This window comes from Pseudomonas sp. YL2 (genome assembly GCF_023063025.1).
GTDB lineage: Bacteria > Pseudomonadota > Gammaproteobacteria > Pseudomonadales > Pseudomonadaceae > Aquipseudomonas > Aquipseudomonas putida_A.
Window position 1 is genome coordinate 472768 of record NZ_JAJSLU010000001.1, and the last position, 21273, is coordinate 494040.

General features: G+C 61.7%; 21 protein-coding genes. 9 read left to right on the forward strand and 12 right to left on the reverse strand.

Annotated features, from left to right (window positions below):
- Window positions 1-340: 340 nt before the first annotated feature.
- Window positions 341-1537, reverse strand: a complete 1197-nt coding sequence (locus LVD08_RS02150; RefSeq protein ID WP_047596614.1) for a class I SAM-dependent rRNA methyltransferase — start codon at window positions 1535-1537, stop codon at window positions 341-343.
- Window positions 1538-1744: 207 nt separating this feature from the next.
- Entirely contained in the window at window positions 1745-2284 is a 540-nt protein-coding gene (locus LVD08_RS02155; protein ID WP_027610555.1) for a type 1 glutamine amidotransferase domain-containing protein, read from the reverse strand.
- 228 nt (window positions 2285-2512) lie between these two features.
- Here LVD08_RS02155 and LVD08_RS02160 point away from each other — a divergent pair, with 228 nt between their 5' ends.
- From LVD08_RS02160 to LVD08_RS02170, 3 genes are all read left to right on the forward strand, one after another.
- The gene (locus LVD08_RS02160) at window positions 2513-3325 is read left to right on the forward strand and encodes an HDOD domain-containing protein (protein WP_247267362.1); all 813 of its coding nucleotides are present in this window, start codon (window positions 2513-2515) and stop codon (window positions 3323-3325) included.
- A 12-nt stretch (window positions 3326-3337) separates the two neighbouring features.
- Complete coding sequence (gene mutM, locus LVD08_RS02165; protein WP_003229159.1) at window positions 3338-4150, forward strand: bifunctional DNA-formamidopyrimidine glycosylase/DNA-(apurinic or apyrimidinic site) lyase; 813 nt, start codon at window positions 3338-3340, stop codon at window positions 4148-4150.
- Between the two features lie 69 nt (window positions 4151-4219).
- Complete coding sequence (locus tag LVD08_RS02170; protein WP_247267280.1) at window positions 4220-4543, forward strand: multidrug transporter; 324 nt, start codon at window positions 4220-4222, stop codon at window positions 4541-4543.
- 116 nt (window positions 4544-4659) lie between these two features.
- Here the strand turns inward: LVD08_RS02170 and LVD08_RS02175 are convergent, their stop codons facing one another.
- From LVD08_RS02175 to LVD08_RS02195, 5 genes are all read right to left on the reverse strand, one after another.
- Window positions 4660-4941, reverse strand: a complete 282-nt coding sequence (locus LVD08_RS02175) for a YfhL family 4Fe-4S dicluster ferredoxin (protein WP_247267281.1) — start codon at window positions 4939-4941, stop codon at window positions 4660-4662.
- Window positions 4942-5043: 102 nt separating this feature from the next.
- Complete coding sequence (coaD, locus tag LVD08_RS02180; RefSeq protein ID WP_003229157.1) at window positions 5044-5523, reverse strand: pantetheine-phosphate adenylyltransferase; 480 nt, start codon at window positions 5521-5523, stop codon at window positions 5044-5046.
- A gap of 115 nt (window positions 5524-5638) precedes the next feature.
- Window positions 5639-7234 carry a GMC family oxidoreductase gene (locus LVD08_RS02185; RefSeq protein WP_247267282.1) on the reverse strand — a complete coding sequence of 532 codons (1596 nt, stop codon included), beginning with the start codon at window positions 7232-7234 and terminating at the stop codon, window positions 5639-5641.
- A 119-nt stretch (window positions 7235-7353) separates the two neighbouring features.
- Window positions 7354-7899: a twin-arginine translocation pathway signal protein gene (locus tag LVD08_RS02190; RefSeq protein ID WP_247267283.1), complete on the reverse strand. Its 546-nt coding sequence runs from the start codon at window positions 7897-7899 to the stop codon at window positions 7354-7356.
- 28 nt (window positions 7900-7927) lie between these two features.
- Window positions 7928-9358, reverse strand: coding sequence for a coniferyl aldehyde dehydrogenase (locus LVD08_RS02195; protein ID WP_247267284.1), 1431 nt, complete (start codon window positions 9356-9358; stop codon window positions 7928-7930).
- Between the two features lie 145 nt (window positions 9359-9503).
- On the opposite strand from LVD08_RS02195, the gene LVD08_RS02200 reads away from it, so the two are divergent.
- The gene (locus LVD08_RS02200) at window positions 9504-10175 is read left to right on the forward strand and encodes a TetR/AcrR family transcriptional regulator (RefSeq protein ID WP_027610562.1); all 672 of its coding nucleotides are present in this window, start codon (window positions 9504-9506) and stop codon (window positions 10173-10175) included.
- Between the two features lie 31 nt (window positions 10176-10206).
- On the forward strand, window positions 10207-11061 hold the full coding sequence (locus LVD08_RS02205; protein ID WP_247267285.1) for a sulfurtransferase: 855 nt from the start codon (window positions 10207-10209) through the stop codon (window positions 11059-11061).
- A 110-nt stretch (window positions 11062-11171) separates the two neighbouring features.
- Here LVD08_RS02205 and LVD08_RS02210 read toward each other — a convergent pair whose 3' ends face one another.
- The 5 genes from LVD08_RS02210 to LVD08_RS02230 form a co-directional block, all read right to left on the reverse strand.
- The gene (locus LVD08_RS02210) at window positions 11172-12011 is read right to left on the reverse strand and encodes an AraC family transcriptional regulator (RefSeq protein ID WP_098966090.1); all 840 of its coding nucleotides are present in this window, start codon (window positions 12009-12011) and stop codon (window positions 11172-11174) included.
- A complete protein-coding gene (locus LVD08_RS02215) occupies window positions 12008-13003 on the reverse strand; it encodes a hydrolase (protein ID WP_247267286.1) in 996 nt (331 codons plus the stop codon). The genes LVD08_RS02210 and LVD08_RS02215 overlap by 4 nt, the downstream gene beginning before the upstream one ends.
- 162 nt (window positions 13004-13165) lie before the next feature.
- Window positions 13166-13777 (reverse strand): 16S rRNA (guanine(966)-N(2))-methyltransferase RsmD, encoded by a 612-nt coding sequence (rsmD, locus tag LVD08_RS02220; protein WP_027610566.1) that lies wholly within the window; start codon window positions 13775-13777, stop codon window positions 13166-13168.
- Window positions 13777-15264 (reverse strand): M16 family metallopeptidase, encoded by a 1488-nt coding sequence (locus LVD08_RS02225; RefSeq protein WP_247267287.1) that lies wholly within the window; start codon window positions 15262-15264, stop codon window positions 13777-13779. Before LVD08_RS02225 ends, rsmD begins: the two co-directional genes overlap by 1 nt.
- Complete coding sequence (locus LVD08_RS02230; protein ID WP_025112091.1) at window positions 15257-16612, reverse strand: M16 family metallopeptidase; 1356 nt, start codon at window positions 16610-16612, stop codon at window positions 15257-15259. The genes LVD08_RS02225 and LVD08_RS02230 overlap by 8 nt, the downstream gene beginning before the upstream one ends.
- A gap of 344 nt (window positions 16613-16956) precedes the next feature.
- On the opposite strand from LVD08_RS02230, the gene ftsY reads away from it, so the two are divergent.
- From ftsY to rpoH, 4 genes are all read left to right on the forward strand, one after another.
- Complete coding sequence (gene ftsY / locus LVD08_RS02235; protein WP_247267288.1) at window positions 16957-18495, forward strand: signal recognition particle-docking protein FtsY; 1539 nt, start codon at window positions 16957-16959, stop codon at window positions 18493-18495.
- The gene (gene ftsE, locus LVD08_RS02240; protein WP_003229148.1) at window positions 18492-19163 is read left to right on the forward strand and encodes a cell division ATP-binding protein FtsE; all 672 of its coding nucleotides are present in this window, start codon (window positions 18492-18494) and stop codon (window positions 19161-19163) included. The genes ftsY and ftsE overlap by 4 nt, the downstream gene beginning before the upstream one ends.
- On the forward strand, window positions 19160-20185 hold the full coding sequence (gene ftsX / locus LVD08_RS02245; RefSeq protein ID WP_007964135.1) for a permease-like cell division protein FtsX: 1026 nt from the start codon (window positions 19160-19162) through the stop codon (window positions 20183-20185). Before ftsE ends, ftsX begins: the two co-directional genes overlap by 4 nt.
- A gap of 115 nt (window positions 20186-20300) precedes the next feature.
- The gene (rpoH, locus tag LVD08_RS02250; protein ID WP_003229146.1) at window positions 20301-21155 is read left to right on the forward strand and encodes an RNA polymerase sigma factor RpoH; all 855 of its coding nucleotides are present in this window, start codon (window positions 20301-20303) and stop codon (window positions 21153-21155) included.
- Window positions 21156-21273 lie beyond the last annotated feature (118 nt).

Genomic DNA, 21273 nt, shown 5'->3' on the forward strand with positions numbered 1-21273 from the left:
GGCCAGGTTTGCGATTTGGTTGGTTTCCAGAGTAATTGCTTTCATAAGTATGAACTCCTTGTTCATTGAGAGTGAATGTCACCGTCGTGGTGACAACTTAATAATAGGTTGTAATGAATTATTGGCAAGCGATACTTGGGTAGGAAATTTCTATTAATTTTGTCGGAGTGGGCGTGCTGCAAGGGCAAACTTGTAAGTATTAGATGTTGAAATGTAATGCGCAGGGAAATGTCCTGCATGCATGTAGGAAGTTAGTTGTAGGAAAGAGGAAGAAATTCGACGACATTGCATCGCCGTAAAGCCAACGGGAAGCCCGCAGGCTCCCCGTTTCATGGGCCGATCAGCTGTTAGGCAGCAGGCGGCAGGTGATGCTCTTGATGTAGCGAGTCTCGGCGATGGCCGGGTGTACCGGGTGGTCCGGGCCCTGACCGCCGCGCTCGAGCATCTGGATGTTGCGGTCCAGGTGACGGGCGCTGGTCAGCAGGATGTTTTGCAAATCGTCCTCTGGCAGGTGCATGGAGCACGAAGCGCTGACCAGAATGCCGTCCTTGGTCAGCAGGCGCATGGCTTGCTCGTTCAGACGACGGTAGGCGCCTTCACCGTTCTTCATGTCTTTCTTGCGCTTGATGAACGCTGGCGGGTCGGCAACGATCACGTCGAAACGTTCTTCGCTGGCCTTGAGTTCCTTCAACGCTTCGAAGACGTCGCCTTCGATGCAGGTCATCTTGTCGGCGAAGCCGTTCAGCGCGGCGTTACGCTCGACGCCGTCGAGGGCGAAGCCCGACGCGTCGACGCAGAACACTTCGCTGGCACCGAACGCCGCAGCCTGCACGCCCCAGCCACCGATGTAGCTATAGAGGTCGAGGACGCGTTTGCCTTTGGCGTAGGGGGCGAGGCGGGCGCGGTTCATGCGGTGGTCGTAGAACCAGCCGGTTTTCTGGCCGCCGATGACCGGCGCTTCGAATTTCACGCCGTTCTCTTCCAGGGCCACCCACTCCGGCACCAGGCCGAACACGGTTTCGACGTAACGGTTGAGGCCTTCGGCATCACGGGCGGCGGAGTCGTTCTTGAACAGGATGCCGCTTGGCTTGAGCACTTGGGTCAGTGCAGCGATCACGTCATCTTTATGCGCTTCCATGGTCGCCGAGGCGATCTGCACCACGAGGATGTCGCCGAAACGGTCGACCACCAGACCCGGCAGCAGGTCGGAGTCGCCGTAGACCAGGCGGTAGAACGGCTTGTCGAACAGGCGCTCGCGCAGCGACAGGGCCACGTTCAGGCGGTGTACCAGCAGCGACTTGTCCAGTGCCAGTTTGATGTCACGCGACAGCAGACGCGCGCAGATCAGGTTGTTCGGGCTCATGGCGACGATGCCCAGCGGCTTGCCGCCAGCGGCTTCGAGGATTGCCTGATCGCCGGCCTTGAAGCCGTGCAGTGGCGTGGCAGCCACATCGATTTCGTTGCTGTAGACCCACAAGTGGCCGTTGCGCAGGCGACGGTCGGCGTTGGCTTTGAGGCGCAGGCTAGGCAGGGACATGACGTCGCTCCGGAAAAAAGAGCGGGAGTATACCGTGTTGATGCGTGTGCAGGTTCAGCGCTGGACATGTGGCGAGGGTGCTTGCTCCCGCCGGGCTGCGAAGCGGCCCCAATTCATCCCACTCGATTCATCAGGAAGAACCGGTTGGCAGGGCTTGCGACTGCTGCGCAGCCGAGCGGGAGCAAGCTCCCTCGCCACAGAGGCGCGTCAGGCCGACAGCGCGTCGATCAGTTCTTTGTTGAACGCTGGAATATCATCCGGCTGACGGCTGCTGATCAGATGACCGTCCTTGACCACTTCCTTGTCGACCCAGTTGGCCCCGGCATTGACCAGGTCATCCTTGAGTGTCTTGAAACTGGTCATGGTCTTGCCATTGACCAGCCCGGCGGAAATCAGCAGCCAGCCGCCATGGCAGATCACTGCAATCGGTTTGCCGGCGGAGGCGCCGGTCTTGACCAGATGCTGGGCATCCTGATCGATGCGAATGGTGTCGGAGTTCTGCACGCCACCCGGCAGGACGATCGCGTCGTACTGCTCGCTGCTGGCGCCTTGAAAGGTCTGATCGACCTTGAAGTCATCCGCCGGTTTGTCGTGGTTCCAGCCTTTGACCTTGCCGGCCTCGGCCGAAAGGATGTCGACCTGGGCGCCGGCCTGCTCCAGTGCTTGCTTGGGCCCGGTCAGTTCGACCTGTTCGAAACCGTCTGTTACTAAAATGGCGACGCGTTTGCCAGTGAGGGAAGTAGCCATCGATAAGCTCCTGAGTCTGCGGGAAATTACCGCCGAGCCGGTGCTTGATTGTCCGGTCGGCCTTACAAAGTCCGAAGCCTGAGCGTGAATGAAAGTTCCTGACAATTGCCCACTGGTGTGTCGTCCTGCGGTTTTTAGAGGTTAGAATCGCCGCCTGTCCCAGAGTGTGTACTTATGTCCCAAGAGCTGACCACCGAACAGATTCAACAATCCCTGCAAGGCATCAGCGTGCCCGCGCAGCCGCAGATCATGGTGGATCTGCAGATGGAGCAGTACATGCCCGACCCGGACCTGGAGGTGATCGCCAAGCTGATCGCCCAGGATCCCGGCCTGTCCGGTTCTCTGCTGAAAATCGTCAACTCGCCGTATTACGGCCTGAGCAACAAGATCACTTCGATCCAGCGTGCGGTGAACCTGTTGGGCAGCCGCTCGATCATCAACCTGATCAACGCGCAGTCGATCAAGGGCGAGATGAACGACGACACCATCGTCACCCTCAACCGTTTCTGGGACACCGCCCAGGACGTGGCGATGACGTGCCTGACCCTGGCCAAGCGCATCGGCACTCAGGCCGGCGATGAGGCCTATGCCCTGGGCCTGTTCCACGACTGCGGCGTGCCTTTGATGCTGCAACGCTTCCCCAACTACATGTCGGTGCTGGAAACGGCTTACGCCAACGCCAGTGCCGAGTGCCGGGTGGTGGACACCGAAAACAGCGAGTTCAACACCAACCATGCCGTGGTCGGCTACTACACCGCCAAGTCGTGGCGCCTGCCTGAACACGTCAGCACGGCGATCGCCAATCACCACAATGCGCTGGCGATCTTCAGCGACGAATCCTCGCGCAACAGCCAGATGAAGAATCTGCTGGCGATCCTGAAGATGGCCGAGCACATCTGTGCGTCTTATCGGGTGCTGGGCAACCAGACCGAAGACCACGAGTGGAACAGCATTGGCCCGCTGATTCTCGATTACGTGGGCCTGTCGGACTACGATTTCGAAACCCTCAAACAGACGATCCGCGACCTCGGCGCGCATTGATTCGAGAACGCCATGCCTGAATTGCCGGAAGTCGAAACCACCCGCCGGGGCATTGCTCCGCACCTGGAAGGCCAGCGCGTCAGCCGGGTGATCGTGCGGGATCGTCGGCTGCGCTGGCCGATCCCCGAAGACCTCGATGTGCGTCTTTCCGGGCAGCGCATCGTGCTGGTCGAGCGGCGGGCCAAGTATCTGTTGATCAATGCCGAAGTCGGCACGTTGATCAGTCACTTGGGCATGTCGGGCAACTTGCGGCTGGTGGAAGTCGGGTTGCCGGCGCTCAAGCATGAGCACGTCGATATCGAACTGGAATCCGGTCTGGCGTTGCGCTACACAGATCCGCGCCGCTTCGGTGCGATGCTGTGGAGTACCGATCCGCTCAATCACGAACTGCTGATTCGCCTCGGGCCGGAGCCGTTGACCGATCTGTTCGACGGCGAGCGCCTGTTCCAGCTGTCGCGTGGGCGTTCGATGGCGGTCAAGCCGTTCATCATGGACAACGCGGTGGTGGTAGGCGTCGGCAATATTTACGCGACCGAAGCGCTGTTCGCCGCCGGGATCGATCCGCGCCGCGAAGCCAAGAGCATCTCCCGGGCGCGGTATCTGAAGCTGGCGATCGAGATCAAACGCATCCTCGCCGCAGCTATCGAGCGCGGCGGCACCACGTTGCGGGATTTCATCGGCGGTGACGGGCAGCCCGGCTACTTCCAGCAGGAACTGTTTGTCTATGGTCGCGGTGGTGAGCACTGCAAGGTCTGCGGTACTGGCCTGCGGGAAGTGAAGCTGGGGCAACGGGCCAGTGTGTTCTGTCCGCGCTGCCAGACCTGAGGCAAAAATCTGAAAAAGTCCTACGGTCTATAGTGAGTGGTCTCACTGTTCAGCCCGAAGGATCGTGCCATGAAGTCCTTGCAAGTCCTGTTTGCAGCACTGCTGCTGTGTTCCAGCCTGGCCGTTCAGGCCACGGAGCACGGCAGCGGTGATCCGCGCTACACCATCCAGAACCCTCCCGCCTACGCCATGATTGGTGATTTGCTGATTGCCCGACCTTTATTGGTTGTGGCAACGGTGCTGGGTGCGGGGGTGTTTGTGGTGTCATTGCCGTTCACCGCGCTGGGTGGCGGGGTAGGTGATGCGGGGCAGGCGCTGGTGGTGGATCCGGCGAAAGCGGCGTTTGTGCGGTGTCTGGGGTGTACAGGGGAGGGGTTTGAGCAGCGCGAGTGAGCTGATCCGGGTTTTTCGGTGTTGCTGATGGCCTCTTCGCGAGCAAGCCCGCTCCCACAGTGAAATGCATTCCAACTGTGGGAGGGGGCTTGCTCGCGGGGAGGCCCGGAAGAGCGCTACAAAACGTTCAGGTCACGCCTCGCCCCGAATCTCGTGCCGGTAATCTTGCGGTACTTTTCCATCAACTGTTCTTCAGTCTCAGGATGCGCCTCGTCCAGTGGAATGCAATCCACCGGGCAGACCTGTTGGCACTGCGGCTCGTCGTAGTGGCCGACGCACTGGGTGCACAGGTTCGGGTCGATCACATAGATCTCTTCGCCTTGAGAAATGGCGGCGTTCGGGCACTCGGGTTCGCAGACGTCGCAGTTGATGCAATCGTCGGTGATGATCAGGGACATGCTAACTCCAGCCGGGGCGGCAGGCCCGGGCGCAATAAATCAATGCGCGCAATTGTGCCGCATTGGCGCCCGCAGTGCACGCGGGCGCCGTTTGAACGGTCGTTACTTCTTGAAGCGCAGGGTCAGGGCATCGGCCACGGCCGGGTGCACGAACTTGCTGATATCGCCGCCCAGCGCGGCAATTTCCCGCACCAGCGTCGAGGAAATGAACGAATAACGCTCGGACGGGGTGAGAAACAGACTCTCGACGTCCGGGGCCAACTGGCGGTTCATGTTGGCCAGCTGGAATTCGTATTCGAAGTCCGACACCGCACGCAGGCCACGCAGGAACACATTGGCGTTCTGTTCCTTGGCGAAATGCGCCAGCAGCGTCGAGAAGCCGACCACTTCGACGTTGGGCAGGTGTTTGGTGACCTCGCGAGCCAGCTCAACCCGTTGTTCCAGCGGGAACAGCGGGTTTTTCTTCGGGCTGGCGGCGACCGCAATGATCACGTGATCGAACAGGCGCGAGGCGCGTTCGACCAGATCGCCATGGCCCTTGGTAATAGGGTCGAAGGTACCTGGGTACAACACTCGGTTCATCGCGTCGTCCTGGCGGGAGTCCGTTGGGGAGTCGGATGGTATCGCAGCCGTCCCGGTCGGCCAAGTCGCCTGTTGGGTAAGAAAGCACTATAGACGCCGCGATAAACCGGTTTTTTCACGGATTTCTCAGCCGATCGGCGAGGGCAGTCGCCAATTGTGCTGTCAGGCCATACACCGACAATTGCGGGTTGGCGCCAATGCTGGTGGGGAACAGCGAGCCGTCGTGAATCGACAGATTGCTCAGTTGATGATGCCGGCCAAGGCTGTCGGTGACTGCGTTTTTCGGCTCTTCGCCCATCGCACAACCGCCCATCACGTGGGCACTGCCCAGGCGCGTGCGATACAGCTCAAGGCTCAGACCGTTGATCAGCGTGCGGGCTTCGGCCAGGGTTTTCACGTAGCGCGCATCGGCGTGCATCGGCATCACTGCTTTGGCGCCGCCGGCAAACTGGATCTCGGCCATGCTGTGAAAGGCGCGGCGCAGGCCCTCCCAGGCATAAGGCGAGACTTGATAGTCGAGCACCGGCGAGCCATCACCGCGCAGTTCGACACTGCCGCCGGGGCTGTCCGGGTGGAAACCGTCGCGCAGCAACGCGAGCATCGCGTGGGTGTGCGGCAGGTCAGCCATGTGTTCGGCGTTCTGCTGGCCGAAGCCGCCGAGCAAGGTCGCGGCCAGCGCCGGTTGCAGCGGTGGCACTTCGAGTTTGTAGCCCATCGGCCCACTGGTGCCGTCCTTCCACTGGAAATGATCCGAGTAGATCGACTGCGGCGCGCCGTAGAACGGATTGATCACCTCGTCGAAACGCCCGGCGGACATGTTCACCAGATGCAGGAACGTGCGTTTGCCGAGGCGCTGATGCGGATCCGGTGCATCCGAACGCAGCAGCAGGGCCGGGCTGTTGATGCCGCCGCCCGCCAGCACGTAATGCCGCGCCTTGATCGTGATTTTGCGTCCGGTCGGCGCAACGCAACGTTCGTCCATCGCCACGCATTGCAGGCCGGTGATCTTGTCGCCGTTGATCAGCAGTTTTTCCGCGCGGGCCAGGTACAGCAACTCGCCGCCCTTTTCCAGGGTCGCCGGAATTGTGGTGACCAGCATCGACTGCTTGGCGTTGGTCGGGCAGCCCATGCCGCAGTAGCCGATGTTCCAGCAGCCACGCACGTTGCGCGGGATCACGTGCCAGCTGTAGCCGAGATGCTCGCAGCCTTTGCGGATCACATCGTTGTTGGCGTTGGGTGGAACCATCCACGGCGCGACGCCGAGACGCTGTTCCATTTTTTCGAACCACGGCGCCATCTCGGCCGGGCTGTGGCCTTTGACGTTGTGCTCCTTGGCCCAGTGCTCGAGGGTCGGTTCGGGCGTGCGGAAACTCGACGTCCAGTTGATCAGCGTGGTACCGCCCACCGCACGGCCCTGGAGGATAGTGATGGCGCCGTCCTTGCTCATGCGGCCGATGCCTTCTTGATAGAGGCTGCTGTAGGCCTGGTCTTCGAGCATCTTGAAGTCGGCACTGGTCTTGAGCTGGCCTTCTTCGATCAGCAGCACTTTGTAGCCGGCGGCGCTGAGGATTTCTGCGGTGGTGCCGCCGCCGGCGCCGCTGCCGATGATTGCCACGTCGGCTTGCAGCGTCAGGTCGGCGGTCAGCTGTGCGCCGTTGTAGGTTTTCCAGCCACGGGCGAGGCCTTCGCGGAACGGGTCGGGTACGGGCATTGATCAGGTTCTCTTGTTCTTGTTGTTCTTGCGGGCCTCTTCGCGAGCAGGCTCGCTCCCACATTTGCACCGTAGCCCCCTGTGGGAGCGAGCCTGCTCGCGAAGGGCGCGACTCGGTTTCAAACAGTAGGCGGACCGGGGTAACCGCAATGCGCCCAGGACTCGGCGCGGGTGTACCAGGCCATCATCACCATCTGCTGCAATGAGCTGTGGCCCATGCGCAGCAGGCTCAATGAACTGTTCTGCCAGCGGTCGAGGAAGTGGCGCATGGCCTCTGGGCTGGCATTTTCCCAACTGCCCCAGATCCCGGTGAGCGGACCGCGGGTGACGGTCATGCCGAGCACATCGAACAATTGCCGGGTGAGTTTGAGCATTTCCGGCGACAGGTGATCGAGGCTGTAGTCCAGCGATTTGAGGGTGCCATCGACGGCGCCGGGCATTTTTTCGGCGGCCACGGCGCCTTCGAGCATCACCGGAATCAGCGCGCGCAGAAACAGCAGGTCGCCGTCGCGCAAAGTGACGAAGCCGTTGGCCGCGACACTCGATGAGCAGCCACTGAGGCTGGCGCCGAGGCCGGCGGTGGCGAGAAACGCTGTGGCGCCAAGGCTGAACTTCAGCAGGCCACGGCGCGACAGGGCAGGTGTTTCGGTCAGGCTTGGGTGCATTGTTGTTATTACCCGGCGGTGACGACGATTAGCGGATGAACAGCTTCTGGATCAGTTTCTGAATTGATTTGCCGTAGGGCGGATAGATCAACTTCGCGGCGTTGAAGCGCTGTTTGATCAGCACGCCCTTGGCTTTGCTGAAAGTCAGGAAACCTTCGTGGCCGTGATAGTGGCCCATGCCCGACGGGCCGATGCCGCCGAACGGCATGTCGTCCTGCGCCACGTGCAGCAGGGTGTCGTTCAGGCACACGCCGCCGGAGTGGGTCTCGTGCAGCACGCGGTTCTGTTCGCGCTTGTCGTAGCCGAAGTAGTAAAGCGCCAGAGGACGCGGGCGCTGATTGATGTAGGCAAACGCCTGATCGAGATCCTGATACGGCACGATCGGCAGCAGCGGGCCGAAGATTTCGTCCTGCATCACGGTCATCTCGTCAGTGACGTTGAGCAGCAGGCTGTGCGGCATGCGCCGGCCCTGGCCCTGTTCGAACAGCGGGATCAGCAGCGCGCCTTTGCTGGTGGCATCGCTGACATAACCGTTGAGCCGGGCCAGTTGGCGCTCGTTGATGATCGCGGTGTAGTCCGGGTTGTCGGCGAGGGTCGGATAGAAATTGTTGACCACCTGACGATAGGCTTCGACGAACGCGCCGACGCGGTCTTGCGGCACCAGCACGTAATCGGGGGCGACGCAGGTCTGCCCGGCATTCAGGGTTTTACCGAAGGCGATGCGTTCGGCGGCGTCCTTGAGCGGCACGTCGCGGGAGACGATGGCCGGGGACTTGCCGCCGAGTTCGAGGGTCACCGGGGTCAGGTTTTCCGCTGCGGCGCGCATCACGTGTTTGCCGATGCTGGTGGCGCCGGTGAACAGCAGGTGATCAAAGCGCAGACGGGAAAACGCCACGCCGATGTCGGCCTCGCCCAGCACCACGCAGACCAGATCTTCGGGGAAAATTCGCCCTAGCAGAGTCTTGAGCAACTGGCCGGTGGCCGGGGTCGATTCGCTGAGCTTGAGCATGACCCGGTTGCCCGCCGCCAGCGCGCCGACCAGTGGGCCGATGGCCAGATACAACGGGTAGTTCCACGGGACGATGATGCCGACCACGCCAAGCGGCTGGTACACGACTTTCGCCGACGCTGGCTGAAAGGCCATGCCGACTTTGCGTCGCGACGACTTCATCCAGCCCTTGAGGTGACGGCTGGCGTAATGGATCCCGTGCAGACTGGGCATCAGTTCGGCGAGCAGGGTTTCATCGGCGCTGCGATGACTGAAATCCGCGCTGATGGCCTCGACCAGCGCCTGCCGCTCATTACTGAGCAAGTCGCGCAACGCCTTGAGCCATTGCTGGCGCTGATCTGCCGGTGGCATCGGGTTGGCGGCATAGGCGGCGCGCTGTGCCGCGAACAGCCGATCCAGCTCTTCCAGGGGCTGTTGCAGCGTTTGCAGATAAGCAATGTCGGCAGTCATCGTCGGCTCCGGATTTATTGTAGTGATGACGTTCTAGAGTCTATGCTCTAGAAAGTCAAATGACTTCCCGACACAGCTTTGTTTTATCAAGTTCCGGTTAGGTCGTAAGATGCCCCTCACCGCACTCTGAATTAAAGCTCAAGCCATGGCCCCACGAATAAAAACCAGCGAGCGCATCGTGCAGAACAGCCTCGAACTGTTCAATCAGCAGGGCGAGCGCAGCATCAGCACCAATCACATTGCCGCGCACATGGAGATTTCTCCGGGCAACCTGTACTACCACTTCCCCAACAAGCAGGCGATCATCGCCGTGCTGTTCAGTGAGTACGAGACGCTTGTGGACAGCTTTCTGCGCCCGCCGCAGGGGCGTGCCGCCACCGTCGAAGACAAGCGCTATTACCTCAAGGAGCTGCTGTCGGCGATGTGGGGCTACCGCTTTCTGCATCGCGATCTTGAGCACCTGCTCGACAGCGACCCGGACCTGGCCGCGCGCTACCGGCGTTTTTCCCAGCGCTGCGTGATCCAGGGCATGGCGATCTACGAAGGCTTCGTCGCCGCTGGCATCCTCAAGATGGATCGGGTGCAGATCGAATCCCTGACGATCAATGCCTGGATCATCCTCACCTCGTGGGTGCGTTTTCTGTGCACCACCCGGGAAAACTCCAACCACCTCAGCGAACAGGCCATCAAGCGTGGCGTGTATCAGGTGCTGGTGCTGGAGGCCGGATTCGTCACCGATCAGGCCCGCGAAGAAGTGAATGCCTTGTTCGACGAGTTCTACGTGCCGCTGGCCCAGGCCCTCGAGGAAGGGCGGTAAACCATTTCGAAGTCGCTCACAGGAGTCCGTTATGCCGATTGCGCAACTGCTCAGCCCGAATGCACTGGATGCCCGCAAGGAGCAGGCGGGGCTGGTGATTCTCGATTGTCGTTTTGCCCTCGAAGACCCGGACTACGGGCAGCGCAGCTATGCCGAAGGGCACATCGCCGGTGCCAGCTTCGCCGACCTTGAGCGCGATCTCAGTGGCAAGGTGATCAAAGGCGTGACCGGGCGTCACCCGTTGCCCGAGCCGGCAGCATTGATCGAACGTCTGCAAGCCTGGGGCATCAATGCCGACAGCGATGTGGTTCTCTACGACGACGGCCCCGGTGCCTATGCGGCTCGGGCCTGGTGGTTGCTGGCGTGGCTGGGCAAGCGCGACGGCGTGTTCATTCTCGACGGCGGGCTGAAGGCCTGGCACGCGGCGGGTCTGCCGCTGAGTCTGGACGCGCCGTCGGTCAGCCGGGGCAATTTCAGTGGTCAGCCGGACATGAAACTGCTGCTGAGCGCCGAACAATTGCAGAAGCGCCTCGGTCAGCCGACGCTGACGTTGCTCGACGCCCGGGCCTTGCCGCGCTTCAAGGGTGAGGTGGAGCCGATCGATCCGATTGCCGGGCACATTCCCGGCGCGCAATGCGCAGCGTTTACCGAAAACCTCGGCAGCGACGGACGCTTCCTGCCAGCAGAGCAGCTCAAGCAACGCTTTGCTGCGAAACTCGGCGAGCGTTCGCCTTCGGAGCTGGTCGCTTACTGCGGCTCCGGGGTGACGGCGTGCCACAACCTGTTCGCGTTGTGCCTGGCGGGGTATCCGCTGGGTTCGCTGTATGCCGGGTCGTGGAGTGAGTGGATCAACGAGCCTTCCCGAGGCATCGCCACGGGCGAATAAAGTCACCATACCCCCAATGTGGGAGCGGGTTGCTCGCGAAAGCGGTTTGTCAGTCAACCATGATGTCTGCTGAAACATCGCTTTCGCGAGCAAGCCCGCTCCCACAGGGGTTAATCGTCGCCGATAGATTGTCGGGCACTGCGATACGCCGCCGGCCCCACGCCATACACCTGCTTGAACTGCCGGCTCAGATGACTCTGATCGGCAAAGCCCAGTTGCATGGCGACTTCCACCGGTAGGCAACCGTGCTGCAATAAACCCCGGGCCGTGGCGATGCGCTGCTGCATCAGCCAGGTGTGTGGCGGCATGCCGGTGGCGCGGCGGAACACCCGGGCGAAGTGGAAGGGCGACAGGTTCACCGCGGCCGCCAATTCTTCCAGCGACGGCGGCGCAGCCAGTTGCGCATGCAGCAGCTCCTTGGCCATCACCACCGCGCGATGCTCCTTGCCCGGTTTGCCGTTGATCTGCACCGCCGCATGCCGTTGCAACAGCAGCATCATCATTTCGCGCCACATCGTCTGCTGTTGCAGCGCGGTGGCCGGGCTTTCCAGCAAGCGATGCAACTGACAGAAACCGTTGACCAGATCCGGGTCGCGGTACAGCGTCGCGCCGAAGGCCGGCATCGGCGCGGTGGGCAGTTCCAGTTCTTCGAGAAGGGAAACGATCTGTCCGGTATCGGGATAAAACGCCCGGTACAGCCAACCGTCCTCGGTGCCCTTGTGGCCGGTGTGCAATTCGTCCGGGTTGATCAGCACCAGGGTGCCGCTGCCCGCAAGGTGTTCGGCACCGCGATAGCGATAACGCTGGGCACCGGCCATGATCATGCCGATCACATAACCGTCGTGGACGTGCGGGGCGAAGCGATGCTCGATGTAGCGCGCCGACAGCAACTCGACCCCGGCCAGCGGTGCGGTTTGCCAGAATCGGATCGACTCGCCCTGATCGCTCATGACGTCACACGGGCCAGCCATTGCGGGATGCGCCGTTCCAGGTAGTAACCGGGCTGGCGCAACGTGCCATCGACAAAGCCGACATGCCCACCCTTGGCCTGCAGCTCGAACCGGGTGCTGGTGGACAGCTCCTCGGGCGTCGGCAGGCTGTGGGGAAACACGAACGGATCGTCAGCGGCCTGAATGATCAGGGTCGGGGTGCGGATTTCACCGAGAAAGTAGCGACTCGATGCCCGCCGATAGTAATCCTCGGCATCGGTAAAACCATGCAACGGCGCAGTGATCCGGCCATCGAAGTCCCAGAAGGTGCGCATGTTCTCCAGCGAACCGAGCGCCGCCAGAGCCGCCAGGCCATCCTCGCGTCCGTCATGCTGGAACTGGCGTTGCTTGTTTCTGATGTAAGCGACCATCTCACGCATGAAGTGCGCCTGATAGACCTTGGAGAACCCCTGACCGATCCGATCGGCGCATTGATCGAGACGAAACGGCACCGACACCGCCACTGCACCGAGCACGCCGCTGTCGCTGCCTGTCTCGCCGAGATGCTTGAGCAACACATTGCCGCCCAATGAGTATCCGACTGCATACAGCGGCGCCAGTGGCCGCTTGGCGCGCAGGTGTCTGATGGCTTCGGCGAGGTCTTCACTGGCGCCGGAGTGGTAACTGCGCGGCAGCAGGTTGGGTTCGCCGGAGCAACCGCGCCAGTTCAGCGCGACGCTGGCCCAGCCTTGTGCGGCGAGGGCGGCCTGAATTCCGGCGACGTAGGGCGAATTGGAAGAACCGGTCAGCCCGTGCAATACCAGCACCAGCGGCGCGTCGGCGCTGTGCGGACCATGCCAGTCGAGGTCGAGGAAGTCCCCGTCGTCCAGCCACAGGCGTTCCCGCTCGCGATCAAGGTGGACGGTTTTGCGCCACAGCGGCCCCCACAAGGTTTGCAGGTGCGGATTGCCGAGGCCGAAGGCGGGGGTAAAGCGATCTGAAGAAGCGGGCACGATGATTCTCGATGCAGCTTTGTGGGCAGAGTACGCACGCTTTTGTGGCGAGGGAGCTTGCTCCCGCTGGACTGCGCAGCAGGCCTCGCTCCTGAAAAAGGGGCCGCTACGCGACCCAGCGGGAGCAAGCTCCCTCGCCACAGATTTAGCGCAAACTTTCAGTTAACCGGCGATCTCTGCCATACGTTGCCACAACGCGTAGTACACCCGCCCGGATTTCTGCTCGCGGTGCAGGCGCCAGTTGCCCGGCAGGCCCAGCGTCGAAGGCGCGGTCTCGCTTTCAGTGTAGATCCACGAATCGGGCGCCAGCCATTGGCGCTCTTCCAGCAGGGTGCAGACGGCCGGAAGCAGGTTCTGGTTGAATGGCGGATCGAGAAATACCAGATCGAACGGCGTGGCGACTTGGGTTTCCAGATAACGCAGCGCGTCCGCGGTTTGCACCTGGCCGTTGGTGCAGCGCAGGGTGCCGAGGTGTTCTTTCAGGCTCGACACCGCCACGTGGCTGGCATCCAGCGCCTGGCCCATGGCCGCGCCACGGGACAGAGCCTCGAGAAACAGCGCGCCGCTGCCGGCGAACGGGTCCAGCACCTTGGCCCCGGCCACATACGGCGCGAGCCAGTTGAACAGGGTTTCGCGCACACGGTCCGGTGTCGGGCGCAGTCCCGGTGCATCGGGGAAGCTCAGTTTGCGGCTGCGCCATTCGCCGCCGATGATACGCAGCTGGTTCACACCGTTGTGGACGTTCTGCGCAGGTTTTTTAGGACGAGTAGCCATTAATGCTCCGGAACCCCGAGCGGTTGCTCGGCAGGTTTATCAGATGGGGCCGGTAACGGCTTTTGCGGCACGGTCGGGCCAGCGCTGACGATGACCAGTTTGTCCGTGCTCAGGTGTTTGTTCATCGCGTCTTTGACTTGCTCGACAGTCAGGCTCTGGGACTGACGCATGAAGTCATCCAGATAGCTCAGCGGCAGATTATAGAAGCCCATGGCGCCCAGTTGGCCGACGATATCGGCGTTGCTTGCGGTGGACAGCGGGAAGCTGCCGGCCAGCTCGCGCTTGGCGTCGTCGAGTTCTTTCTGGGTCGGGCCGCTCTTCAGGTAATCGGCGAGCACGTCTTGCACCAGTTTCAGGGTGCCTTCGCTCATTTCCGCGCGAGTCTGCAGGTTGATCATGAACGGGCCGCGAGCCTGCATCGGGCTGAAACCCGAGTACACGCCGTAGGTCAGGCCACGCTTCTCGCGCACTTCGCTCATCAGGCGGGTACCGAAACCGCCGCCACCGAGGATCTGGTTGCCCATCGACAGCGCCGCGTAATCCGGGTCGTCACGGTCGATGCCCAGCTGTGCGAGCAGCAGGTTGGTTTGCTTCGACGGGAACTCGATGTGATTGACGCTGGCTTTCGGTTCCTGCGGCTGGGCGATTTTCGACAATGCCGGGCCTTTAGGCAGGGCGCCGGAGACCTGATTGGCAATCGCCTCGGCTTCGGCGCGAGACAAGTCACCGACCAGCGCGATCACCACGTTGCCGGCCGCGTAGGCCTTGGCGTGGAATTCACGCAACTGTGCCAGGGTGATCTTCGGCACGCTCTGCGGGTTGCCGTCGCTGGAATGCGCATACGGGTGGTCGCCGTACAAACGCTTCATCAGCTCGAGGCTGGCGAGTTTGCCGGGGTTCTGTTTCTGGTATTCGAAACCGGCGAGCAACTGGTTCTTGATGCGCGCGAAGGAGTCGGCCGGGAAGGTCGGTTTGCCCACCACTTCCGAGAACAGCTTCAGCGCCGGTTCACGTTGCTCGGCGGCACTCAGACTGCGCAGCGAAGCCAGCGCCATGTCCTTGTAGGCGCCGTTGCCGAAATCCGCACCGAGGCCTTCGAAGCCTTGGGCGATGGCGCCAACGTCCTTGCCGGCCACGCCTTCGTTGAGCATGGCGTTGGTCAGGACTGCCAGGCCCGGTGCATTGCCGTCCTGACTGCTGCCGGCGGCGAAGATCAGGCGCATGTCGAACATCGGCAGCTCATGGGCTTCGACGAACAGCACCTTGGCGCCTTCGGCGGTGTTCCAGGTCTGCACGTCGAGCTTGCGGCTGGCCGGGGCCTTGCCGTCGAGTTCGGCCAGCGATTGCAGCTTCTGGCTGGTCTTGGCGTTGTCCAGTGCTTCACTGGCGTCGGTTTTGACACCGGGCATCAGATAGAACGCGGCAGAGCCGATCACTGCAATGGCGATCAGGCCGAGCAACAGGCGTGGGGATTTGCGCTCACTCATGAGTCGTCTCCAGTGGCAGGACATGGGCGACGCTGAGACGTTCGCGGGTGAAATACAGCTTGGCGGCGTTCTGGATGTCTTGCGGGGTCACGCTTTCCAGGTCGGCGAGTTCGGTGTCCATCAACTTCCACGACAGCCCGACCGTTTCCAGTTGGCCGATGGCGGTGGCCTGGCTGGTGATCGAATCACGTTCGAACACCAGGCCGGCAATCACTTGTGCCCGCACGCGCTCGAGTTCTTCGGCGGACGGTGCGGTGGTTTTCAGCTGTTCCAGCAGTTTCCACAGACCGGCTTCAGCTTGCGCCATGGTCTTTTTCTTCTGCGTGTTCGGCGTCGCCGACAGGGTGAAAAGGCTGTCGCCACGGGTGTAGGCGTCGTAGCTCGACGAACCGCCCGAGACCAGCTCTTCGCCGCGTTCCAGTTGCGTCGGGATACGCCCGCTGTAGCCGCCGTCGAGCAGCGCCGAGATCAGGCGCAGGGCGTTGACCGAGCGCTTGTCTTCAGCAGTGGCAATGCTGGGCACGTTGAAGCCGAGCATCAGGCTGGGAAGTTGGGTCTGCACATGCAGGGTGATCTGGCGCTCACCCGGCTCGGCCAGTTCCAGCGGTTTCTTCGCTGGTGGCACGTCGCGCTTGGCAATCGGCCCGAAGTAGCGTTGGGCGAGGGTCTTCACTTCATCGGGGGTGACGTCGCCGACCACTACCAGCGTGGCGTTGTTCGGCACATACCAGGACTGATACCAGTGGCGCAGCTCTTCGACCTTCATCCGGTCCAGGTCCGCCATCCAGCCGATGGTCGGTGTGTGGTAGCCGCTGGCCGGGTAAGCCATAGCCTTGTAACGCTCGTAAGCCTTGGACATCGGCTTGTCGTCGGTGCGCAGGCGGCGCTCTTCCTTGATGACTTCGATTTCCTTGGCGAACTCGTCAGCCGGCAGGCGCAGATTGGCCATGCGGTCGGCTTCCAGTTCGAAGGCCACGCCCAGACGGTCGCGGGCCAGCACCTGGTAATAGGCGGTGAAGTCGTCACTGGTGAAGGCGTTTTCTTCGGCGCCCAGGTCGCGCAGGATCAGCGAGGCTTCGCCGGGGCCGACTTTTTCGCTGCCCTTGAACATCATGTGCTCGAGTGCGTGGGACAGACCGGTCTGGCCCGGAGTTTCGTAGCTGGAACCGACCTTGTACCAGACCTGCGACACCACCACCGGCGCGCGATGGTCTTCGCGCACGACGACCTTCAGGCCGTTGTCGAGGGTGAATTCGTGGGTCGGTTGCGGGTCGGCCGCCAGGGCCGAAAGGGGCAGGCAGACTGTGCTGAGCAGCAGGCCTGCAGCGCGGCGGGCTAGAGCATTCATTCGTTTTTTAACCTGTTGGGCTGCCCGCTTGGTCTTAGCGTCGGCGGGCGAGAGGGTGCTAGGATACTGATCCGTTTTACCGGCGACCACGCCTATCAGGTTTTCCGGCCTGATGCGGTTGTATAGGTTGGCGGCAGAAAGCTGCGGTTTATCGACTAGACTTCGCTTTTTCGCCGATTTTGCCGGTTTAGTCCTTCGTTAATACGAATCTTTGGGGTGCCGCTGGCGCCTCGACAAAATGTTGCGCGTGAACAAGCTGGATGAAACACAGTCTGTTCTGCATCGAATATTTATTTGCCGGGGCGCCCTTATGGCGCGTCGCTACCGTGAGATAGCCGTCCTCCATGTTTGGTTCCAACGACGACAAGAAGACCCCAGCTGCGGCTGGCGAGAAGAAAAGCCTGTTCGGATGGCTGCGTAAGAAACCGCAGGAACCCGTCGTCGAACAGCCGCCCGCGATTCCTGAACCGGCTCCGACGCCAGCGCCTGCTATAGAAGAAGAGCCGGCGCCGATCGTGCTGCCGATTGCCGAGCCGGTGCTGCAACCGGTCGAGCCCGAGCCAGAACCTGAAAACCCGGTAGCGGCCGAGCTGCCACTGACTCCGGCGGCCGAGCCGTGGCTGACCTTGCCGGTGGCAGAAGAGCCGGTGGCGTTGGTCGAAGAGGCCGCGCCGCATGTGACGCCGCCGATTCCTGCACCTGCTGCGTTCGTCCCTGAAGTCGCTCCGGCGCCAGTGGTTGAGCCGGTTGTCGAGCCTGCGCCGGTTGTTCCCGAGCCAGTGGCCCCGGTGTTCGTTGCCCCTGTTGCGCCGGTCGTTCAGCAGCCCGAGCCTGCACCTGCACCTGCACCTGCACCTGCACCTGCACCTGCACCGGTCGTCGCTGCTCCGGTGGTGCCGGCAGAAGTGGTTGCTGAAGCGCCAGTGGAAGCCCCGCGCAGCGAAGAAACCAAAGTCGGCTTCTTCGCCCGCCTTAAGCAAGGCCTGTCGAAAACCAGCGCCAGCATCGGCGAGGGCATGGCCAGCCTGTTTCTCGGCCGTAAAACCATTGATGACGATTTGCTCGATGAGCTGGAAACCCGTCTGCTGACCGCCGACGTCGGTGTCGAAGCCACCACGCAGATCATCCAGCGCCTGACTCAGAAGGTTGCACGCAAAGAGCTGGCCGACGCCGACGCGCTGTACAAGTCGTTGCAGGCCGAGCTGGCGTCAATGCTCAAGCCGGTCGAGCAGCCGCTGAAAATTGCCTCGCAGAACAAGCCGTTCGTGATTCTGGTGGTCGGCGTCAATGGCGCTGGCAAGACCACCACCATCGGCAAACTGGCGAAGAAGCTGCAACTGGAAGGCAAGAAAGTCATGCTCGCTGCCGGTGACACCTTCCGCGCCGCTGCCGTTGAGCAGCTGCAGGTCTGGGGCGAGCGCAACAAGATCCCGGTGATCGCCCAGCACACCGGCGCCGACTCTGCTTCGGTGATCTTCGACGCCGTGCAAGCCGCCAAGGCCCGTGGCATCGACGTGTTGATCGCCGACACCGCCGGTCGTCTGCACACCAAAGACAACCTGATGGAAGAGCTGAAGAAAGTTCGCCGGGTGATCGGCAAGCTCGACGCCGACGCACCGCACGAAGTGCTGCTGGTACTTGATGCCGGCACCGGTCAGAACGCGATCAACCAGGCCAAGCAATTCAACCAGACCGTCGAACTGACCGGCCTGGCGCTGACCAAGCTCGACGGTACCGCCAAGGGCGGGGTGATTTTCGCCCTGGCCAAGCAGTTTGGTCTGCCGATCCGCTACATCGGTGTCGGTGAAGGCATCGACGATCTGCGTACCTTTGAAGCCGAACCCTTTGTCCAGGCACTGTTTGCCGAACGGGAGCGTTCATGATTCGTTTCGAACAGGTCGGTAAACGCTACCCGAACGGTCACGTCGGCTTGCATGAGCTGAGCTTTCGAGTGCGTCGTGGCGAGTTTCTGTTTGTCACCGGTCACTCCGGTGCCGGTAAGTCCACGCTGTTGCGCCTGTTGCTGGCGATGGAGCGTCCGACCAGCGGCAAACTTCTGCTGGCCGGGCAGGATCTGAGCACCATCAGCAACGCGCAGATTCCGTTCCTGCGTCGGCAGATCGGCGTGGTGTTCCAGAATCACCAGTTGCTGTTCGATCGCACGGTGTTCAACAACGTCGCGCTGCCGCTGCAGATTCTCGGCTTGTCCAAGGCCGAAATCGCCAAGCGCGTCGATTCGGCGCTGGAGCGCGTGGCGCTGTCGGATAAAACCGATCTGTACCCGGGCGACCTGTCCACCGGTCAGCAACAGCGCGTCGGCATCGCCCGCGCCATCGTCCACCGTCCGGCCCTGCTGCTGGCGGACGAACCGACCGGTAACCTCGACCCGCGTCTGGCGGCCGAGATCATGGGCGTGTTCGAAGACATCAACCGCTTGGGCACCAGCGTGCTGATCGCCAGTCACGACCTGGCGCTGATTGCGCGTATGCGGCACCGTATGCTGACCCTGCAACGCGGCCGACTGATCGGCGACGGGGAGGCCGGCGTATGAGTGCGACACGCAGTCCGAAGGTTTCCGAGCGCGTGGCCCCGAAAGCCGCCGACCCGCAACCGCCAAAGAAGAAAAAACACGACGATGACGACGGCCCGGACTTTTCCACCCTGTTGCGTTCGTGGATCGAAAGTCACCGTGCCAGCCTGCTCGACAGCCTGCGGCGCCTCGGCAAGCAGCCGATCGGCAGCTTCTTCACCTGCATGGTGATGGCTGTGGCGCTGAGCCTGCCGATGGGCTTGTCACTGCTGATCAACAACGTCGAGCGTCTCGGCGGTTCGTGGCAGCGTGCGGCGCAGATTTCGCTGTACCTGCAGCTGGATGCCACGCCCGCGCAGGGTGAATCGTTGCGCGAGCAGATCAAAGGCATGCCCGGCGTCGCTGATGCCGAATATGTCGGTCGTGATCAGGCGCTGGAAGAGTTTCAGCAGCAGTCCGGTCTGGGCGAAGCCCTGCGCGAGCTGCCGGAGAACCCGCTGCCGGGCGTGGTGCTGGTGACCCCGAACGAGGTCGACAAGCCGACTCTGGAAGCATTAAGACAAAAACTTTCCGAGCTGCCGAAGGTACAACAGGCGCAACTTGATCTAGTCTGGGTCGAGCGTCTGGCCGCCATCCTCAAGCTCGGTGACCGTTTTGTCTTCGGTCTGACGGTGCTTTTGGTGTCTGCATTACTTTTGGTGATAGGCAATACCATTCGTCTTCATATTGAAAACCGCCGCACAGAGATAGAAGTGATTAAACTCGTCGGCGGCACTGACAGCTATGTACGTCGCCCCTTCCTTTATATGGGCGCGTTGTATGGCTTCGGTGCGGGGGTTCTGTCCTGGGGTGTGCTGGCGTTCGGCCTGAACTGGCTGAACGACGCGGTGGTTGGACTGGCCGGCTTGTACGGCAGTGATTTCGCGCTGGCCGGAGTGCCAGTTGCCGACGGTCTGTCGCTCTTGCTTGGCGCGGTGCTGTTGGGTTATATCGGTGCATGGATTGCAGTCGCACGTCATCTCAGGGAGCTGGCGCCGAAGTAGAATCTTTTTTGCGCGTGATTGACCTTGCGGTTTTTTTGGGAACTTGTACTTGAATTCCCGGTCAATTTTTCGCAGTGCCGAGAGGCACGAGTATGTAAGTGGGAGGTTTTTTCGCATGACCAATTCTTTGCAACCTGCGTACGCGTTGGTTCCGGGTGCGAACCTGGAAGCCTATGTGCACACCGTCAACAGCATTCCATTGCTGACGCCGGAGCAGGAGCGTGAACTGGCCGAGAGTCTCTACTATGAGCAGGATTTGGGGGCGGCTCGGCAGATGGTGCTCGCCCACCTGCGATTTGTCGTACACATTGCCCGTAGCTATTCCGGCTACGGTCTGGCTCAGGCTGACCTGATCCAGGAAGGCAACGTCGGTCTGATGAAGGCGGTAAAACGCTTCAACCCGGAAATGGGTGTGCGTCTGGTGTCGTTCGCCGTGCACTGGATCAAGGCGGAAATTCACGAGTTCATCCTGCGCAACTGGCGCATTGTGAAGGTCGCGACCACCAAGGCCCAGCGCAAGCTGTTCTTCAACCTGCGCAGCCAGAAGAAACGTCTGGCGTGGCTGAACAACGAGGAAGTCCACCGTGTGGCGGAAAGCCTTGGCGTCGAACCACGTGAAGTGCGCGAGATGGAAAGTCGCCTGACTGGCCATGACATGGCCTTCGACCCGGCTGCAGAAGCTGACGACGACAGCGCTTTCCAGTCGCCGGCCAACTACCTGGAAGACCACCGGTACGACCCGGCGCGTCAACTGGAAGATGCCGACTGGAGCGACAACTCCAACCACAACCTGCACGAAGCGCTGGAAGTGCTGGACGAGCGTAGCCGCGACATCCTCTACCAGCGCTGGCTGGCAGAAGAGAAAGCCACGCTGCACGACCTGGCGCAGAAGTACAACGTATCGGCCGAGCGGATCCGTCAGCTCGAGAAGAGCGCGATGAACAAGCTCAAGTTGTCGATCGCCGCCTAACCGGCGCCTCGGCAAACAAAAACGCCCCGATCAGCGGTGATCGGGGCGGGTTTATTTCTTTTTCAACACAAAACCCCGTTGGGGGGGGGCTGCCCGCGGGAGGGGGGGTCCCTCCCCC

Excerpts from the sequence above, each read along its gene's own strand:
- LVD08_RS02150 (WP_047596614.1), bottom strand. The coding sequence starts at position 1,537 with ATGTCCCTGCCTAGCCTGCGCCTCAAAGCCAACGCCGACCGTCGCCTG.
- LVD08_RS02155 (WP_027610555.1), bottom strand. The coding sequence starts at position 2,284 with ATGGCTACTTCCCTCACTGGCAAACGCGTCGCCATTTTAGTAACAGAC.
- mutM (WP_003229159.1), top strand. The coding sequence starts at position 3,338 with ATGCCTGAATTGCCGGAAGTCGAAACCACCCGCCGGGGCATTGCTCCG.
- LVD08_RS02170 (WP_247267280.1), top strand. The coding sequence starts at position 4,220 with ATGAAGTCCTTGCAAGTCCTGTTTGCAGCACTGCTGCTGTGTTCCAGC.
- LVD08_RS02175 (WP_247267281.1), bottom strand. The coding sequence starts at position 4,941 with ATGTCCCTGATCATCACCGACGATTGCATCAACTGCGACGTCTGCGAA.
- coaD (WP_003229157.1), bottom strand. The coding sequence starts at position 5,523 with ATGAACCGAGTGTTGTACCCAGGTACCTTCGACCCTATTACCAAGGGC.
- LVD08_RS02185 (WP_247267282.1), bottom strand. The coding sequence starts at position 7,234 with ATGCCCGTACCCGACCCGTTCCGCGAAGGCCTCGCCCGTGGCTGGAAA.
- LVD08_RS02190 (WP_247267283.1), bottom strand. The coding sequence starts at position 7,899 with ATGCACCCAAGCCTGACCGAAACACCTGCCCTGTCGCGCCGTGGCCTG.
- LVD08_RS02195 (WP_247267284.1), bottom strand. The coding sequence starts at position 9,358 with ATGACTGCCGACATTGCTTATCTGCAAACGCTGCAACAGCCCCTGGAA.
- LVD08_RS02200 (WP_027610562.1), top strand. The coding sequence starts at position 9,504 with ATGGCCCCACGAATAAAAACCAGCGAGCGCATCGTGCAGAACAGCCTC.
- LVD08_RS02205 (WP_247267285.1), top strand. The coding sequence starts at position 10,207 with ATGCCGATTGCGCAACTGCTCAGCCCGAATGCACTGGATGCCCGCAAG.
- LVD08_RS02210 (WP_098966090.1), bottom strand. The coding sequence starts at position 12,011 with ATGAGCGATCAGGGCGAGTCGATCCGATTCTGGCAAACCGCACCGCTG.
- rsmD (WP_027610566.1), bottom strand. The coding sequence starts at position 13,777 with ATGGCTACTCGTCCTAAAAAACCTGCGCAGAACGTCCACAACGGTGTG.
- LVD08_RS02225 (WP_247267287.1), bottom strand. The coding sequence starts at position 15,264 with ATGAGTGAGCGCAAATCCCCACGCCTGTTGCTCGGCCTGATCGCCATT.
- LVD08_RS02230 (WP_025112091.1), bottom strand. The coding sequence starts at position 16,612 with ATGAATGCTCTAGCCCGCCGCGCTGCAGGCCTGCTGCTCAGCACAGTC.
- ftsY (WP_247267288.1), top strand. The coding sequence starts at position 16,957 with ATGTTTGGTTCCAACGACGACAAGAAGACCCCAGCTGCGGCTGGCGAG.
- ftsE (WP_003229148.1), top strand. The coding sequence starts at position 18,492 with ATGATTCGTTTCGAACAGGTCGGTAAACGCTACCCGAACGGTCACGTC.
- ftsX (WP_007964135.1), top strand. The coding sequence starts at position 19,160 with ATGAGTGCGACACGCAGTCCGAAGGTTTCCGAGCGCGTGGCCCCGAAA.
- rpoH (WP_003229146.1), top strand. The coding sequence starts at position 20,301 with ATGACCAATTCTTTGCAACCTGCGTACGCGTTGGTTCCGGGTGCGAAC.